Raw genomic sequence first — 14,657 nt, 5'->3', positions numbered from 1 at the left:
TTTTCATGCAGCGAGAGACCCCGCCTTCCCTGGTGACCCGGCTGAGGCAGTGGCCGAGCAAGAGCCCGATCTCCCTGAACGCCTGGATGTGCGACTGCGGCATGCACGCCGTGACCGACAGCCAGCCCGCGTCACGCCACCAGCTGGAGGCACACCTGACCGCGGCGGGCCACCGGGGCGGCGAGTACTACTACGGCTGCCAGGAACAGCGCACCACCATCGCGGTGACCGCCGACGCCGACGGACGGTTCACCCACGAGCTGGTCTGAGATCCCGCGCGGCGGCCACCGCGACCTGCCCGAAGCTGATCCCGGCATCGTTGGGCGGCACCCGGTGATGGGTCAGCACCTCGAACCCGTCGGTCCGCAGCCGCGCGGCCAGCCGCGTGGTCAGCAGCACGTTCTGGAACACCCCGCCGGACAGCGCGACGACACCCAGCCCGGTCTCCGCCCGCGCCTTCACACACGCCATCGCCAGCACCTCGACCACGCCGTTGTGGAAACGACCGGCGATCCGGCCGACGTCGACACCGGCGGCGAGGTCGTCGAGGACCGCGGACACCAGGTCCACGCCTCGGATCAGCGCCCCCTCCAGCCGCGCCGGATACCAGTCCATCTCGGCGGGATCGACCCGCTGCTCCAGCTCGATCGCCGCCTGGCCCTCGTAGTTCACCCGGTCCCGCAGACCGACCAACGCCGCCACCGCGTCGAACAGCCGCCCCGCACTGCTGGTCGGCGGGGTGTTGACACCACCGTCGAGCAGCGCACCGACCTGGTCCCATCGCGCGCCCTGCCGCGTCGCCAGGCTCGCGGCGGCCGACGGGACCTCACGATGGCCCGCCGAACGCAGGTAGGACGCGGCCATCCGCCAGGGCTCGCGGATCGCGGCGGCGCCGCCGGGTAACGCGACCGTCTCCAGGTGGGTAAGCCTGCGGAACTCGGTCAGCGAGACCACCATGACCTCGCCACCCCACAGCGTCCCGTCGAGTCCGTAGCCGAGGCCGTCGCAGGCGACCCCGATCACCGGTCCGGCGACCCCGTTGTCCGCGAGACAGGACGCCAGGTGCGCGTGATGATGCTGGACCCCGAGCAGCTCGACGTCCCGGCGATCAGCGGTGTCGTGCGCGAACTTCGTCGACAGGTACTCCGGGTGCAGATCATGCGCGAGCACCACCGGATCGACGTCGAACAGCTCACCGAAGTGCGCGATCCCGCTCGTGTACGACCGCAGTGTCTCGTAGTTCCCCAGGTCCCCGATGTGGTGGGACAGGAACGCGTGCTCACCCCTGGCGAGGCAGAACGTGCTCTTGAGCTCGGCGCCACACCCCAGCACCGGGCGACGCGCCGCCACGACCATCGGCAGTGGTTCCGGGGCGTAACCGCGAGAGCGGCGGATCGGCATCGGAGCGCCCTCGACCACCCGCAGCACCGAGTCGTCGGCCCTGACGTGGATGCGCCGGTCATGGGTCAGGAAGACGTCGGCGATCGGCGCGAGCCGGCGCGCGGCCTCGTAGTCCTGGAAGGCGATCGGTTCGTCGGACACGTTTCCGCTGGTCAGCACGATCGGTTCGGCGACCTCGTCGAGCAGCAGATGGTGCAGCGGGGTGTAGGGCAGCAGGATCCCCAGGTGCTGGTTGCCCGGCGCGATCTCCGGGGCGAGCCGGGTCCCGGGCAGGCGGGGCAGCAGCACGATCGGCCGGCGCCGGGAGGTGAGCAGCTCCGCCGACACCTCGTCGACCCCCACCAGCTCCCTGGCCGCGTCCAGGTCCTTGACCAGCACCGCGAACGGCTTGTCCTCCCGATGTTTGCGCGCCCGCAGCCGGGCCACCGCGGCCGCCCCGACGTCGGCGTAGCGTGCGGAGGCGCCGGCCAGCGTGGCCAGGTGGAAGCCGCCGAGGCCCTTGACCGCGACGATCTCACCGCGCCGCAGTGCCCGCGCGGCGCCGGCGATCGGATCGGAACGGTCGCCGTCGAGTGACAGCGTCGGCCCGCAGTCGGGGCAGCACACCGGCTGGGCGTGGAACCGCCGGTCGGTGACGTCGTGGTACTCCGCCGCGCACGCGGCACACATCGGGAAGTCCGCCATCGTGGTCGCGGCGCGGTCGTAGGGGACTCCGGTGACGATCGTGAACCGGGGACCGCAGTTCGTGCAGTTGAGGAACGGGTAGCGGTACCGCCGGTCGGCCGGGTCGGCCAGCTCGGCGAGACAGTCGTCGCAGGTGGCGGTGTCCGGCGAGATCAACGTGTGGCGTGGGCCCGCGATGTCGCTCGCCGAGATGACGAAGCCGGTCGCGTCGGGACACACCGGGATCTCGGTCGCCGACACGTCCTCGACCACCGCCAACGCCGGCGGGTGCGCGGTCAGCTCGGCCAGCAGGCTGCGCACCGCGCCCCGATCTCCCTGCGCTTCCAGCAGCACCCCGGAACCGTCGTTGCCGACGTGTCCGGACAGCCCGAGCGACCCGGCCAGAGTGTGCACGAAAGGCCGGAACCCGACACCCTGCACGATGCCGCTCACCCGGACCCGCACCCGGACGCTCATGCGCCCAACGCACGCTGAACGAGTTCCCACAGGACGTGGTACGCCGTCGTCTGGGCCTCCTGGATCCGGTGCACCGAGTCGGACGGCATGACGAACAGGTGGTCGAGCCCCGCCTCGGCCATCGCGCCACCGGAGTACCCGGCAAGCCCGATCGTCAGCACCCCGAGCCTGCGCGCCTCGGCGAACGCGCGCAGCACGTTGCGGGAGCCGCCGCTGGTCGACAGGCCCATCGCCATGTCACCCGGGCCGGCCGCCGCCGCGAGCGGTCGCGCGAAGACCACGTCGAACGACACGTCGTTGGCCAGGGCGGTCAACGTCGCCACGTCGTGGGTCAACGCCCGCGCGGGCAGCGCACGCGCTCCGGCGCGCGCCGGGGAGAGGAACTGGCCCGCGACGGCCTCCGCGTCGGTGCTACTGCCACCGTTGCCGAAGGTGAACAACCGGCCACCGGCCGCGAATCGCGTGGCCATGGCGTTCGCGCAGTCCGCGAGCCGCCCCGCCTCGGCGTCGCGCAGCGCGGCCCGTACCCGCTCGATCTCGGCGACCTTGTCCCGGGTGGACCCGGCCAGCTGGCTGAGCACCGCCGCCAGTTCCGTGTCGTCGTGCCCCGCGTACAAGAACGGGTACAGCTCCTCGATGCCGGTCACGGCTCGTCCAGCCGGGCGATCGCCTCACCGGCGTGCACCAGCACGACGTCACCCACGGAGGCGTCGACCAACGCGACGCTGATCTCCTCGACCGTGCCGGCCTCGGTCGACACCGTGGCGAGCTCGTCGGGGAGCAGCTCGGTGATCCGCACCGGCACCGCCTGGTCGGAGCAGGTGATGCACACCTCCCCGCCGCAGTGCCCCGCCGTGCTCATGACAGGAGGCCGGGCTGGTCGAGGAAGACGTGCACCAGCTCCCACAGCACGTGGTAGGTCGTCACCTGGACCTCTTTGACCACCAGCGGATCGCCCGAGGCCACGACCAGCGGGTGATCGACGGCAGGTGGGTGCGCACCTCCGAACAGTGCCACGGTGAGCAGACCGAGCCGCCCGGCGGCCGCGAGTGTCTCGCCGACCTCGTCGTCCGGTCCGCCCGCGATGCCCAGCGCGATGTCCGCCGGCTCCGCCAGCAGCTCGAGCTGCGAGGGCCTGCGCGGGCCGGTCAGCGCGAAAGCGGGCAACGCGCGCTTCCCGACGACCACCGGATGCACGAACTCCACCACCACGTGCGCGGCGTCGGACATCGAACCCACCGCCCCGAACACGATGAGCCGGCCGCCCCGATGGAACCGGCGTGCCATCGCGTGGCAGGCAGCCGCGATCGCGTCGGCGTCAGCCGCCAGCGCGTTCGCCGGAGCGCAACGGCGGTCGAACGCCTCGCTCGCGTCCCGCGCCGTGATCGTGGCTGTGCCCCCGGCTCCGCGGAATGAGCCCTCCCTCGATCCGCTCGTGGTCATGACCGTTGACCCCCCTCAACCGCTGGTAGCGACTCCGGAACACGTGCAGCGTCTGGTGCGTCGCCTCGAGCAGCTCGGCTTGACGGTCCAGATCCGCGATGCCCTCGGTGGTCAGCTGGTACGTCCGCCGGGCGGGTCCCGCGTCCGAGGTGTGCCACGTCGAACGGACCAGGCCGTGGCGCTCGAGACCGCGCAGCGCGCGATACACCGCGCCCGGGTCACCTTCGGCGACGTTCAGCTCACGGAGCCTGCTGGCCAGGTCGTAGCCGTGGTCGGAGCGCTCGCGCAGCAGAAGCAGGAGGCAGGGCTGGAGATAGTTCCTCGGTTCGCACTCGCCCATGGAAGTTGCCGCCCCGTTGTCGCTGAAAAGCGATGAACCTCAAGCGTCCCACCATGTGCGCCAGGTCACAACACCCGAGAGAGTCACAACAACGGCGGGCGTCTGCTTCCATGATTCGTCGCCTGTTCGAACGCGTGACCGGCGCGCAGCACCGCCAGGTCGGCCTGGTGCGGAGCGATGATCTGCAGACCGATCGGCAGGCCACCCGGGGTGAAACCGCCCGGCACGGACAGCGCGGGACAGCCGGTCACGGTGATCAGGAACGCCGAGGACATCCAGTCCAGGTAGTCGATCATCGGGGTGCCGGCGATCTCGGTCGGGTACGTCCACTCGACCGGGAACGGCGGGACCTGGCTGACCGGGGCGATCAGCAGGTCGTAGCGGGTGAAGAACTCCCGCACCCGGTGGAACAGCGCGGTGTGCGCCTGCTCGGCACGTGCCACGTCCGAGCCGGTGAGCGCGCGGCCCCGTTCGATGTTGTCCAGCAGGTGCGCACTGAACTCGCTGGGGTACTCCGCCGCCATGTCGCCGTAGGCCAGCTCGAACCGCCAGGCGCGCAGGGTCCGGAAGACCTCGTCGGCGTCGGTCAGGTCCGGGCAGGCCGGTTCGACGTGACAGCCCAGCTCGGCGAACACCGAGGGCGCCGAGTCGAGCACCGCGCGCACCTCGGGATCCACCACGACCCGGCCGCCCAGGTCCGGTGCCCACGCGACGCGCAGCCCGGTCAGGTCGGCGGTGAGCGGCCCGGCGACGTCGGAGCCGGGACGGTCCAGCGCGGCGGGCGCGCGCGGGTCGGGACCGGCGAGCACCGACAGCCCGAGCGCCACATCGGCGACGGTGCGGGCCATCGGACCCTGGACGACGAGCGGCGACCATGGCAGCAGGTCCGGCCAGCTGGGCACGCGCCCCGGCGAGGGCCGCAGACCGACCACGTTGTTGAACGACGCCGGGTTGCGCAGTGAACCACCCATGTCGCTGCCGTCGGCGAGCGGATGCATACCGCTGGCCAGCGCGGCCGCGGCACCACCGCTGCTGCCACCCACCGAACGGCTCAGGTCGTACGGGTTGCGCGTCGCACCGAACAGCGGGTTGACCGTGTGGCTTCCGGCGGCGAACACCGGCACGTTCGTCTTGCCGATCGTGATCGCGCCCGCACCGCGCAGCCGCTCGACGACCAGCTCGTCGGTCGCCGGGACATTGTCGGAGAACAACGGCGAACCGTAGGTCGTCCGGATGCCCGCCGTCTCGTGGGTGTCCTTGTGCGCGATCGGCAACCCGTGCAGCGGGCCCAGCTCACGCCGCAGCGCCCACGCCTGGTCGGCCTGCTCCGCCTCGGCCATCGCCCGCTCGGCCACCACCGTGACCACCGCGTTGACCTGGGGGTTCACCCGGTCGATCTGGTCGAGGTGCGCCTGCACGACCTCGCGGGCGGAAGCCTCACCGTCACGAATCAGCCGGGCCAGCTCACCAGCACCGGCCCAACACAGTTCGTCCACCCCCCGGACGCTACCGCCTATTTGTTGACATTGTTGGACTGCGTGAAGCCGGCCATCGATGTCGGGTCGACGTTGAACGGCTGGAACTGTCCCACCAGGACGTTGTCCTCGAACTTGACGTTGACCGCGCTCTGCACCGCCAGCAACGCGACCGCGTACTGCGAGGAGAACGTGTTGCCCTTGATCGCCACGTTCGGGTAGCCCTCCAGGTAGATGGCCTGGTCGGCGCCGCTCTGGCAGTAGTTGTCGAGGAACTGGATGGCGATCTGGTTGAACGGGACACCCGCGTTGTGCCGCTCGGTTCCGCTGGCGATCATGCACTGGGCGTCCACGTTGACGCACTTGTTGTTCTGGATGACCACGCCGTAGCTGATCGGGCTGTCGTCGTCGAACGTCTGGAAGCAGTCGGTGTGCGGCTCGGTCCCGGCCGGGTAGCCCTGCTGGCTGATGTCGTGCACGGTGTTGTCGGTGATCTTCTGGTTGATGCCCCAGAAGCGGATGCCGTCGGCGTCGGTCGCGGTGCGCCGCCGCGATCCGGCGACGTCGTTGTGCTGCACCGTGTCGTTCTGACCATCGATCAGGATGCCGGTGCCGTCCGCATCCCGGACGGTGTTGCCCTCGATCATCGAGTTCGTGCACACCGAGCAGCGGATGCCGTCGTCGGTCGCGCTGCGCACGTCGTTGTTGCGGATCGTGATGTTGTTGCCCCGGGCCTTGATGCCCCGGCCACCCTGGGTGTTGAAGCCCTCGACGACGACGTTGTCCGCCTGGATGTGGATCGTCGTCATGGTGGAGCCGTCGGACACCACCTGGATCGGCTGGCTCGCCGTGCCGGACTTCTTGATGGTCAACTCGGCACCCTGCACGTACTGGCCGAAGATGCACAGCTTCTGCCCGGGCTGCGCGGCGTCGAGACCTTCCTGCGCGCGCTTCGGGTCGGCCAGCGACGCCGTGCAGTCGGTCGGCTTGTCCACCTGCCTCGGTACCGACCCGGGCGGCGGGGCCTTGGTGACCGGGATCGGGGCCGAGGCACACGCGGTCGCTAACAGTGCGACGCTCGCGATGAGACAAACCGTCGTCAGAAGACGGTGTAGCCGGGACTGCACTGACCTCTCGGCGCCTGCGATCTTCAGCACACCTGAGATCCTACGGGCACGTGTCTGCTCACTGGCGGGCCCCCGCGCGTCGTAAGTTTCCGGTCGGGACCCCTCATCGGCTTCGCCTCGAGGGGCCCGCAACCGGAAACTTCGGCGGCTTCGCCGGTCGCTTCGCTCCGGCTTCGCTGCCGTTGCTTGACGCGCGCTTGTCTGGTTGCGTTCTGCTTCGCCCGTTGCGTTCTTTGCAGTGCCGCGCACTGAACCCCCTGCGGGGAGACTCGCGGAGCGGACCCTCGCCCACCTCGCCCACGTCGCGCACCTCGCCCACGTCGCGCACCTCGCAGACCTTGTGGCCCACCTCGCAGATCCACGTGTCGTGTCGCAGATGCTGCAGTGTCTGCGACACGACATGACGCTCTGCGAAGTCGCCCAAACCGGCCCTCCTGGAGGCTGCCGCGATCCTGGCCCGCACTTGGCGTGGGCGGGCGGTGTCGACTCCGCGGGTGTGGGGTCAGCTGTTGGCCTCGCCGAAGTCCAGGACCAGGCGTCCTCTGATCCCCCCTGCTTCCAGGAGCCGGTGGGCGCGTACCGCCTCGCTCGCGGGCAGCACCTCCGCCACCCGGAGGGTCAGTACGCCGGCTTCGGCCTGCTCGGCGAGGCGGGTCAGCGCAGCGGTGTCGGTGGCCGAGTTCGACACCAGGATCGGATGGACCGTGATACCCCGGTCGACGGCCCCCTGCCACCCCCGCACGACGGACAGACCGCCGCCGTCGGCTATCGCGGGCAGCACCTGCTCGTTGAGCAGGGCACCGTCGGCGACCCCGGGGACACCGTCCGGCTCGACCGCGCGGATCCGCTCCGCCAGGCCGTCACCCCGGGCGAGCACCTCGTCGACGCCCAGGTCGCGCACCAGCTGCTCGTCCTTCGGGGCCGCGTCGGCGATCACCCGGAGACCGTCCGCCTTGGCCAGCTGCACGGCGTAACCGCCGAACGCGCCCGCCGGGCCGGTGACCGCGAGCGTCTGCCCCCTGCTCAGCTCCAGAGCGTCGACCGCGAGCCGCGCGGTCAGCGCGTTCATCAGCAACGTCGACGCCGCCGCGAGATCGACGCCGTCCGGCGCGGGCACCACCGAGGCCGCCGGAACCACGATCTGCTCGGCGTAGGCGCCGCCGTGCACACCGGTCGGCACGACCAGTGCGATCACCCGCTGACCCGGCCGCAGCCGGTCGTCGACATCGGGGCCGAGCAGGTCCACCACACCGGCGGCGTCCATCCCCGGCACGTACGGCGGACGGTGACCGGCCAGCCGGGCCGCGTGCGCACCGGCGCGCAAGAGCGTGTCCGTCGGGTTGACCGCCGCCGCGTGGACCCGGATCCGCACCTCGCCGGGACCGGGAACCGGTTCGGGGAGATCGAGGATCTCCAGGGCTTCCGGGCCGCCGTACTCGTGGACTCCGATCGCTCTCATGTTCTTCGGCAACCCGGTTCGACCCGGTGCTATTCCGGACGGATCGGCGGTACTTTCGGGGAGTGACCAGCACGCCGGCCGTCGCGGTCGAAGCCGACATCGCGGGCGTCGCCGCCGCCATCGGCGACCCGTCCCGCACCAGGGTGCTGCTCGCGCTCGCCGGCGGTCAGGCGTTACCCGCGAGTGCGTTGGCCGCCGAGGCCGGTGTGGCCGCATCCACGATCAGCGGTCACCTGAGCAAACTGCTCGACGCCAAGCTGCTCACCGTGGAACGCGACGGCAGGCACCGTTTCTACCGGCTGGCCACCCCGGACGTCGCCCGCATCCTGGAGCAGCTCTCCCTGCTGGCCCAGCCGATCCCGGTGTCGACACTGCGCCGCTCGACCCGCGCCGAGGCGTTGCTGCGCGCCCGGCTCTGCTACGACCACCTCGCCGGCAGGCTCGGTGTCGCGGTGATGTCCGCGCTGATCGACCGAGGTGTACTGGTCGACCAGGGCGGCACCCTCCCCGACACCCCGTCGGCGCGCACCCCCTACGAGAACGGCGCGGGCGCGGAGTACCTGCTCAGCCCCGTCGGCGCCGTACTGCTGACCGACCTCGGTGTCCGGGTCACCGGCCCAAGACGCGCCGTCCGCTACTGCGTCGACTGGGCGGAGGGCAAGCCGCATCTCGCGGGCCAGCTGGGCGGCGCGCTCGCCGACAGACTGTTCGACCTCGGCTGGATCCGGCGCGGCACTTCACGACGGGTGGTGCACGTGACCGAGGAGGGCACCAGAGGCCTGCACGACACACTGGGCCTAAAAGACCCGTGAGTGTTTTCGGCTGCCGGAGCAGCCGAAAACACTCACGGGTGCTCTGGCGGTTCCAGCAGCCGCAGCGAGAACTCCAGCGCACGGTCGACCCTCGCCCGGTCACCGGAGACGAGCAGGTCGAGGTGCAGGCCACGCACCTGGGCGAGGACGAGCGTGGCCAGCGCCGACGCGTCCCCGGGCGGCCAGCCGTCCCCGATGAGCCGCTCGATGATGATGTCGAGCCAGTCGTCGACGACCGACTGGGCCAGCGCACGGTTGCGGGCACCGCTGCCGGCGACCTCGAACCACACCAGGAACCGGCGCTGCTGTCTCGGCTCGCACGACCGGTGCCAGAAAGCCCTCAACAGCTCGCCCGTCGAGCGTGCGGCCCGCAGCTCCTCGTCGGCGCTCAGCATCTCGGTCACATCGGCCCGGATCTTGTCCAGCACGGCGATCACCAGGTCGTCCTTCGAGGCGAAGTGCCGCAGCAGCGTCGCGTGGGTGATACCCAGTGCCTGGGCGACCGGGCGCAGCGACAGGTCGGTCACGCCGTGCTCGAGGACGTACTCGGTCGCGGCGGCCAGCAGTTCCGGCCGCCGGTGCTGGAAGCGCAGGGTGCGCCCGTCGACCCGCTTGGTACTCGTCGCCATCACGTTCTCCAAACTACCCGTACCAAGTGGTTGTAGTAACCGAGTGGTACTGCTACTTTGCACGCTACCAGCCAGACACGAAAGGATGACGATGGCCACGATCGCCGAGCTCGGCCTGTTCAGCGGCATTCCCCAGCACGAGAACTTCTCCCGGTTGAAGGACATCCTCGCCACGAGCGAGATGGCGTCCTCGTCGAGGCCGCACACCTGGCCGGAGGGCGAGCAGATCGCGCTGCCCCCGACCTACGAGTTCGACGGCACGACGCGGTCCACCGAGGACTTCCTGGCCGATACCGACACCGCCGCGCTGCTGGTGCTCGTCGACGGCGTGATCCGCCACGAGCACTACGCGCTGACCGGCGGGCCGAACGTCCACTGGCTGTCGATGTCGGTGGCGAAGAGCGTCATCTCCGCGCTCGTCGGCATCGCGATCGACGAAGGTGACATCAAGAACGTCGACGAACCGATCAGCTCCTACGTGCCGGTGAAACCCGGCTCCGCCTACGACGGCGTGTCCATCCGGGACCTGCTCCGGATGTCCTCGGGCGCCCGGTGGAACGAGGACTACAGCGACCCGGACGCCGACGTCTTCCGGCTCACGAAGGCCGCGATGGGCATCGGCGGCACGTTCGACGACTTCATCGCCACGATGGTGCCGGAGGTCGAGCCCGGCACGCTGTGCCGCTACAACTCCGGCGACACGATGGCCCTCGCCGCGCTCGTCGCCCGCGCCACCGGCAGCTCGGTGTCGGACTACATGCACCAGATGCTGTGCGAGCCGCTCGGCATGAACGCCCCCGGGTACTGGCTGGTGGACCCCGCCGGCACCGAGCTGAGCTTCGCCGGGCTGAACCTGACCGCCCGCGACTTCGCCAGGATCGGCGAGCTCTACCGGGGCGGCGGTGTGTGGCAGGGCCGCCAGATCATCCCCGCCGAGTGGGTGCACGACTCCACTACCGTCGGCGCCGCGCACCTCGCCCCCGGGAAGCCACTGGCGGGCGGGCTGCCGTTCGCCATGGGCTACGGCTACCAGTGGTGGATTCCGGAGGGCGACCGAGGCGAGTTCAGCGCGATCGGCGTCTACAACCAGTTCGTCTACGTCGACCCGACCAGCTCCACGACCATCGTCAAGCTGTCCGGCAACCGCCGCTACGGCCTGTCCAACAAAGAGTCGGACAACCGCGAGCTGGAGACCCTGGAGCTCCTGCGCGCGATCGCCCGACGCGCAGGTCAACAGCCGTGAGTGGCGAGTGGTCCTCTGAGACCACTCGCCACTCACGGGTCTGAGCGGCTAGCCCAGGCCGTTCTGCTTCAGCCACTCCGCGGCGACGGTGCTCTGGTCCGGCTTGTCCGGGGCGTTGAACTGCGCGTTGAGCGCGATCAACGCCTCGGTGGTGAGCTTCGACGACACCTCGTTCAGCACCGCCCGCACCTGCGGTGTCGCCTTCGTCGAGTTGATCAGCGGGACGACGTTCTGGGCGGCGAAGTTGCTCTTCGGGTCAGTCAGCGCGACCAGGTTGTCCTGCGGGATGCTCGGGTCGGTGGTGAAGATGTCGGCGGCCTGGATCTGGTTGTCCCGCAGCGCCTGCAGCGTCAACGGCCCGCCGGCATCCAGGCTGGTGTACGACTTGAACGTGCAGTTGTAGACCTTCTGGATGCCCGGGATGCCGTCCGAACGGCGTTGGAACTCGGGCGGACCGCCGAAGGCCAGCTCGCCGCAGTGCGGCGCGAGGTCCTCCATCGACTTCGCGTTGTACTTGTCGGCGATGGCCTTCGGGACGACGACGGCGTCGCGGTCCTGCGCCTGGGACATCTCCAGCACGGTCAACGGCGCCGGCAGCGCCTTCTGGACGGCGGCGTACACCTCGGCGGGCTCGGTCTGCGGGGCGTGGATGTCGAAGTAGGACAGCAGGGTGCCCGTGTACTCCGGGATCAGGTCGATCGAGCCGTCCTGCAGGGCCGGGATGTAGGCCTCCCGGCTACCCAGCGGCGGCGTCTCGGACACCGAGATGCCTTTGGCCTTCAACGCGCCCGCGTAGATCGCGGACAGCAGCTGGCTCTCCGCGAAGTTCGCCGAGCCCAGGGTGACGTCGCTGTTAGCACCGCACCCCACCAGGCTCAGCGCGCCGCACGCCAGCGCGACGATCGTGGTCAGGGCGCGCTTCACGTGGCGGCTCCGGTCAGTTCCTTGGTTTTCTTCGGGTCGGCCGTCGGTCGCGCGCGGGTGCCGCTGATCCGCAGCCCCGGCGACACCACCAGCCGCTGTACTCCGGCGAGCACACCTTCGACGACGAGTGCGAGGACCGCGATCAGCACCGCGCCACCGGCCATCTCGACCAGATGGTGGGTGGCCTGTCCGTCGATGATGAACCGGCCGAGACCGCCGTACCCGGCGTACGCCGCGATCGCCACGGTGGCGACGACCTGCAGCGCCGCCGAACGCAGACCGCTCAGGATCAGCGGCAGCGCGTTGGGCAGCTCGACCTTGAACAGGATGTCGCGTTCCTGCATGCCGACGCCGCGCGCGGCGTCCACGACCGAGCGGTCGACGTTGCTGACGCCGGAGTAGGTCCCGGCGAGCAGCGGTGGAATGGCCAGCACGAGCAGCGCGACGGTCACCGTGATGAGGTGGATGCCGACCATCAGCACCAGCAGCACGAGCAGCCCGAGGTCGGGCAGGGCGCGCAGCCAGTTGGCGATGCCGACGACCAGGAACCCGCCCTTGCCGGTGTGCCCCACGAAGGCTCCGATGGGTACCGCGACCAGGATCGCGATCAGCAGCGTCAAACCGCTGAAGCCCAGGTGTTCCATCAGCCGGGTCGGAATGCCGGCGTCCCCGGTCCAGTTGGCCGGGTCGGAGAACCACTCGACGATGTTCATGCGGGCTTTCCGATCGACGAGGCAACCCGATGCCAGGGCGTGACGGCTTTACCCAGGGTCAGCAGCAGCGCGTCGGCGAGCAGCGCCAGGACCATCGACAGGACGATGCCGACGAGCACCTCGGTCAGGTTCTGCCGGTTGAAGCCGACGGTGAACAGCTGACCGAGACCACCCACACCGACCAGCGCACCGACGCTGACCAGACTGATGTTGGACACGGTCGCGACCCGCAGACCGGAGATCAGCACCGGGATGGACAGCGGGAACTCCACCTCCATGAACCGCCGGGTGGAGCGGAAACCCATCGCGGTCGCGGCCGCGACGACCATCGCGGGCACGGCGGCCAGCGAGTCGGCGACCGAGCGGACGAGCAGCGCCACCGTGTAGATGGTGAGCGCCACGACGACGTTGATCGGGTTCAGCACCTTGGTCCCGAGGATGCCCGGCAGCGCGATGAACAGCACCAGCGAGGGCAGCGTGTAGAGGATGCCGGCGGACGGGATCAGGATCGAGCGCGCCACCGGCGAGCGGTGCGCCAGCCAGCCCAGCGGCACGGCGAGGATCAGACCGATGATGACCGGCAGGATCGCCAGGACGATGTGCTCACCGAGCGCACTCAGGATCAGCGACGCGTTGCGCGGGATCCAGCCCCAGATCACGTGTTGTCCTCGTCGGCCCGCGCGGCGGCCAGCTTCTCCAGCACGACGTCCGCGGTGATCGACCCGACGACCGCCCCGCTGCCGTCCACGGCGACGCCGAGTCCGGACGGCGAGGACAGCGCCGCATCGAGCGCGCCGCGCAGTGTGTCCGACGAGGTGTCGTACAGCGAACCACCGGCGATCAGCTGGTCGCTGTTGATCACCGCGCCCTCGTCGGTGGACAGCTCAGCACCCCGAACCCACCCCTGCGGCCGTTTGTCGTTGTCCAGCACGAGCGCCCAGCCGTCGCCGGCCTCGGCCCGCGCGGCCTTGCTGGAGCTACCCAGCGTGACGGTGGCGAGCTCGCCGATCGGCAGCCCGTCCCCGGACCGGAAGCCCAGCCCCCGGTAGCCCCGGTCACGTCCGACGAAACCGTCGACGAAGTCATCGGCGGGGCGGGTCAGCAGCACGCCGGGCGAGTCGTACTGGGCGAGTTTGCCGCCGACCCGGAACACGGCGACCTTGTCGCCCAGCTTGATCGCCTCGTCGATGTCGTGGGTGACGAAGACGATGGTCTTGCCCAGTTCGCTCTGCAGCCGCAGCAGCTCGTCCTGCAGGCTCTCCCGGACAACCGGGTCGACGGCGCTGAACGGCTCGTCCATCAGCAGCACGGGCGGGTCGGCGGCGAGCGCGCGGGCGACACCGACGCGCTGCTGCTGGCCACCGGACAGCTGCGCCGGGTACCGGGCGGCCATCTCGGGGGCGAGACCGACCAGTTCCATCAGCTCGGCGGCCCGCTCACGGGCCCGTTTCTTGTCCCAGCCCAGCAGCAGCGGAACGGTCGCCACGTTGTCCAGGATCGTCCGGTGCGGGAAGAGCCCCGCCTGCTGGATGACGTACCCGATACCCCGCCGAAGCTCGGCCGGGTCCTGCTTCATGACGTCCTTGCCGTCAACGAGCACGGTGCCGCTCGTCGGTTCGATCATGCGGTTGATCATGCGCAGCGAGGTCGTCTTGCCGCAGCCGGAGGGACCCACGAAAACCGTGACCTTGCCGTTCTCGACCACCAGATCCAGCTGGTCGACCGCGACCGTGCCATCGGGATAGCGCTTGTCCACTCCCCGGAACTCGATCATCCGGGTGTCCCCCGTCGTCACCGGCGACCCCTTGCCGGTCGCCGCGATCGGCACAGGCTATCCCGAGGTCACGCTGCGTGGCGAGATCCAAAACCTGAGTCAATGTCAAATGTTGACCAAGAGGCTCAAGATTGAGTCACACGCGTCTCGGGGCTTCCATCCCTGGCTTTTCCGTGT

The 14,657-nt window shown here is 70.0% G+C and carries 16 protein-coding genes; 3 read left to right on the top strand and 13 right to left on the bottom strand.

The window, feature by feature from the left end:
• The first annotated feature begins 5 nt into the window (after positions 1–5).
• Positions 6–269 carry a hypothetical protein gene (locus tag G406_RS0130490; protein WP_156935238.1) on the top strand — a complete coding sequence of 88 codons (264 nt, stop codon included), beginning with the start codon at positions 6–8 and terminating at the stop codon, positions 267–269.
• Here G406_RS0130490 and hypF read toward each other — a convergent pair.
• The 8 genes from hypF to G406_RS0130450 all read right to left on the bottom strand — a co-directional run bounded on the left by hypF (position 250) and on the right by G406_RS0130450 (position 8,385).
• The gene (gene hypF / locus G406_RS0130485) at positions 250–2,541 is read right to left on the bottom strand and encodes a carbamoyltransferase HypF (protein ID WP_028936730.1); all 2,292 of its coding nucleotides are present in this window, start codon (positions 2,539–2,541) and stop codon (positions 250–252) included. The genes G406_RS0130490 and hypF overlap by 20 nt on opposite strands.
• Positions 2,538–3,188 carry a D-sedoheptulose-7-phosphate isomerase gene (locus tag G406_RS0130480; protein ID WP_028936729.1) on the bottom strand — a complete coding sequence of 217 codons (651 nt, stop codon included), beginning with the start codon at positions 3,186–3,188 and terminating at the stop codon, positions 2,538–2,540. The genes hypF and G406_RS0130480 overlap by 4 nt, the downstream gene beginning before the upstream one ends.
• Complete coding sequence (locus G406_RS0130475; RefSeq protein ID WP_028936728.1) at positions 3,185–3,403, bottom strand: HypC/HybG/HupF family hydrogenase formation chaperone; 219 nt, start codon at positions 3,401–3,403, stop codon at positions 3,185–3,187. Before G406_RS0130475 ends, G406_RS0130480 begins: the two co-directional genes overlap by 4 nt.
• Positions 3,400–3,927 (bottom strand): SIS domain-containing protein, encoded by a 528-nt coding sequence (locus tag G406_RS0130470; RefSeq protein ID WP_028936727.1) that lies wholly within the window; start codon positions 3,925–3,927, stop codon positions 3,400–3,402. Before G406_RS0130470 ends, G406_RS0130475 begins: the two co-directional genes overlap by 4 nt.
• Entirely contained in the window at positions 3,860–4,324 is a 465-nt protein-coding gene (locus G406_RS59115) for a helix-turn-helix transcriptional regulator (protein WP_051342905.1), read from the bottom strand. Before G406_RS59115 ends, G406_RS0130470 begins: the two co-directional genes overlap by 68 nt.
• A gap of 83 nt (positions 4,325–4,407) precedes the next feature.
• A complete protein-coding gene (locus G406_RS0130460) occupies positions 4,408–5,820 on the bottom strand; it encodes an amidase (RefSeq protein ID WP_028936726.1) in 1,413 nt (470 codons plus the stop codon).
• A 17-nt stretch (positions 5,821–5,837) separates the two neighbouring features.
• Positions 5,838–6,794, bottom strand: a complete 957-nt coding sequence (locus G406_RS57960) for a right-handed parallel beta-helix repeat-containing protein (protein ID WP_028936725.1) — start codon at positions 6,792–6,794, stop codon at positions 5,838–5,840.
• Positions 6,795–7,428: 634 nt separating this feature from the next.
• Entirely contained in the window at positions 7,429–8,385 is a 957-nt protein-coding gene (locus tag G406_RS0130450; RefSeq protein ID WP_028936724.1) for an NADP-dependent oxidoreductase, read from the bottom strand.
• Positions 8,386–8,447: 62 nt separating this feature from the next.
• On the opposite strand from G406_RS0130450, the gene G406_RS0130445 reads away from it, so the two are divergent.
• Positions 8,448–9,197, top strand: a complete 750-nt coding sequence (locus G406_RS0130445) for an ArsR/SmtB family transcription factor (RefSeq protein WP_028936723.1) — start codon at positions 8,448–8,450, stop codon at positions 9,195–9,197.
• Between the two features lie 32 nt (positions 9,198–9,229).
• Here G406_RS0130445 and G406_RS50870 read toward each other — a convergent pair whose 3' ends face one another.
• Positions 9,230–9,826: a TetR/AcrR family transcriptional regulator gene (locus G406_RS50870; RefSeq protein ID WP_037079372.1), complete on the bottom strand. Its 597-nt coding sequence runs from the start codon at positions 9,824–9,826 to the stop codon at positions 9,230–9,232.
• Positions 9,827–9,917: 91 nt separating this feature from the next.
• Between G406_RS50870 and G406_RS50865 the strand changes: the two genes are divergently transcribed.
• The gene (locus tag G406_RS50865; protein ID WP_211241322.1) at positions 9,918–11,069 is read left to right on the top strand and encodes a serine hydrolase domain-containing protein; all 1,152 of its coding nucleotides are present in this window, start codon (positions 9,918–9,920) and stop codon (positions 11,067–11,069) included.
• Positions 11,070–11,117: 48 nt separating this feature from the next.
• Here G406_RS50865 and G406_RS0130430 read toward each other — a convergent pair whose 3' ends face one another.
• Genes G406_RS0130430 through G406_RS0130415 form a run of 4 tightly spaced genes read right to left on the bottom strand, consistent with a single transcriptional unit; the run spans position 11,118 to position 14,480 of the window.
• The gene (locus G406_RS0130430; protein ID WP_028936722.1) at positions 11,118–11,993 is read right to left on the bottom strand and encodes an ABC transporter substrate-binding protein; all 876 of its coding nucleotides are present in this window, start codon (positions 11,991–11,993) and stop codon (positions 11,118–11,120) included.
• On the bottom strand, positions 11,990–12,706 hold the full coding sequence (locus G406_RS50860; RefSeq protein ID WP_051342904.1) for an ABC transporter permease: 717 nt from the start codon (positions 12,704–12,706) through the stop codon (positions 11,990–11,992). Before G406_RS50860 ends, G406_RS0130430 begins: the two co-directional genes overlap by 4 nt.
• Positions 12,703–13,365, bottom strand: a complete 663-nt coding sequence (locus G406_RS0130420; RefSeq protein WP_051342903.1) for an ABC transporter permease — start codon at positions 13,363–13,365, stop codon at positions 12,703–12,705. Before G406_RS0130420 ends, G406_RS50860 begins: the two co-directional genes overlap by 4 nt.
• Positions 13,362–14,480 carry an ABC transporter ATP-binding protein gene (locus tag G406_RS0130415; RefSeq protein WP_028936720.1) on the bottom strand — a complete coding sequence of 373 codons (1,119 nt, stop codon included), beginning with the start codon at positions 14,478–14,480 and terminating at the stop codon, positions 13,362–13,364. The genes G406_RS0130420 and G406_RS0130415 overlap by 4 nt, the downstream gene beginning before the upstream one ends.
• Positions 14,481–14,657 lie beyond the last annotated feature (177 nt).

Source organism: Actinospineispora spinosispora DSM 44797 (genome assembly GCF_000429025.1).
GTDB classification, from domain to species: domain Bacteria; phylum Actinomycetota; class Actinomycetes; order Mycobacteriales; family Pseudonocardiaceae; genus Pseudonocardia; species Pseudonocardia spinosispora.
This window is presented reverse-complemented; position numbering and strand designations above follow the sequence as displayed.

Bases quoted from the DNA above. Each gene is read 5' to 3' on its own strand.
- G406_RS0130475 (WP_028936728.1), bottom strand. From the start codon at position 3,403: ATGAGCACGGCGGGGCACTGCGGCGGGGAGGTGTGCATCACCTGCTCC.
- G406_RS50870 (WP_037079372.1), bottom strand. From the start codon at position 9,826: ATGGCGACGAGTACCAAGCGGGTCGACGGGCGCACCCTGCGCTTCCAG.
- G406_RS0130490 (WP_156935238.1), top strand. From the start codon at position 6: ATGCAGCGAGAGACCCCGCCTTCCCTGGTGACCCGGCTGAGGCAGTGG.
- hypF (WP_028936730.1), bottom strand. From the start codon at position 2,541: ATGAGCGTCCGGGTGCGGGTCCGGGTGAGCGGCATCGTGCAGGGTGTC.
- G406_RS59115 (WP_051342905.1), bottom strand. From the start codon at position 4,324: ATGGGCGAGTGCGAACCGAGGAACTATCTCCAGCCCTGCCTCCTGCTT.
- G406_RS0130415 (WP_028936720.1), bottom strand. From the start codon at position 14,480: ATGATCGAGTTCCGGGGAGTGGACAAGCGCTATCCCGATGGCACGGTC.
- G406_RS50865 (WP_211241322.1), top strand. From the start codon at position 9,918: ATGGCCACGATCGCCGAGCTCGGCCTGTTCAGCGGCATTCCCCAGCAC.
- G406_RS50860 (WP_051342904.1), bottom strand. From the start codon at position 12,706: ATGAACATCGTCGAGTGGTTCTCCGACCCGGCCAACTGGACCGGGGAC.
- G406_RS0130450 (WP_028936724.1), bottom strand. From the start codon at position 8,385: ATGAGAGCGATCGGAGTCCACGAGTACGGCGGCCCGGAAGCCCTGGAG.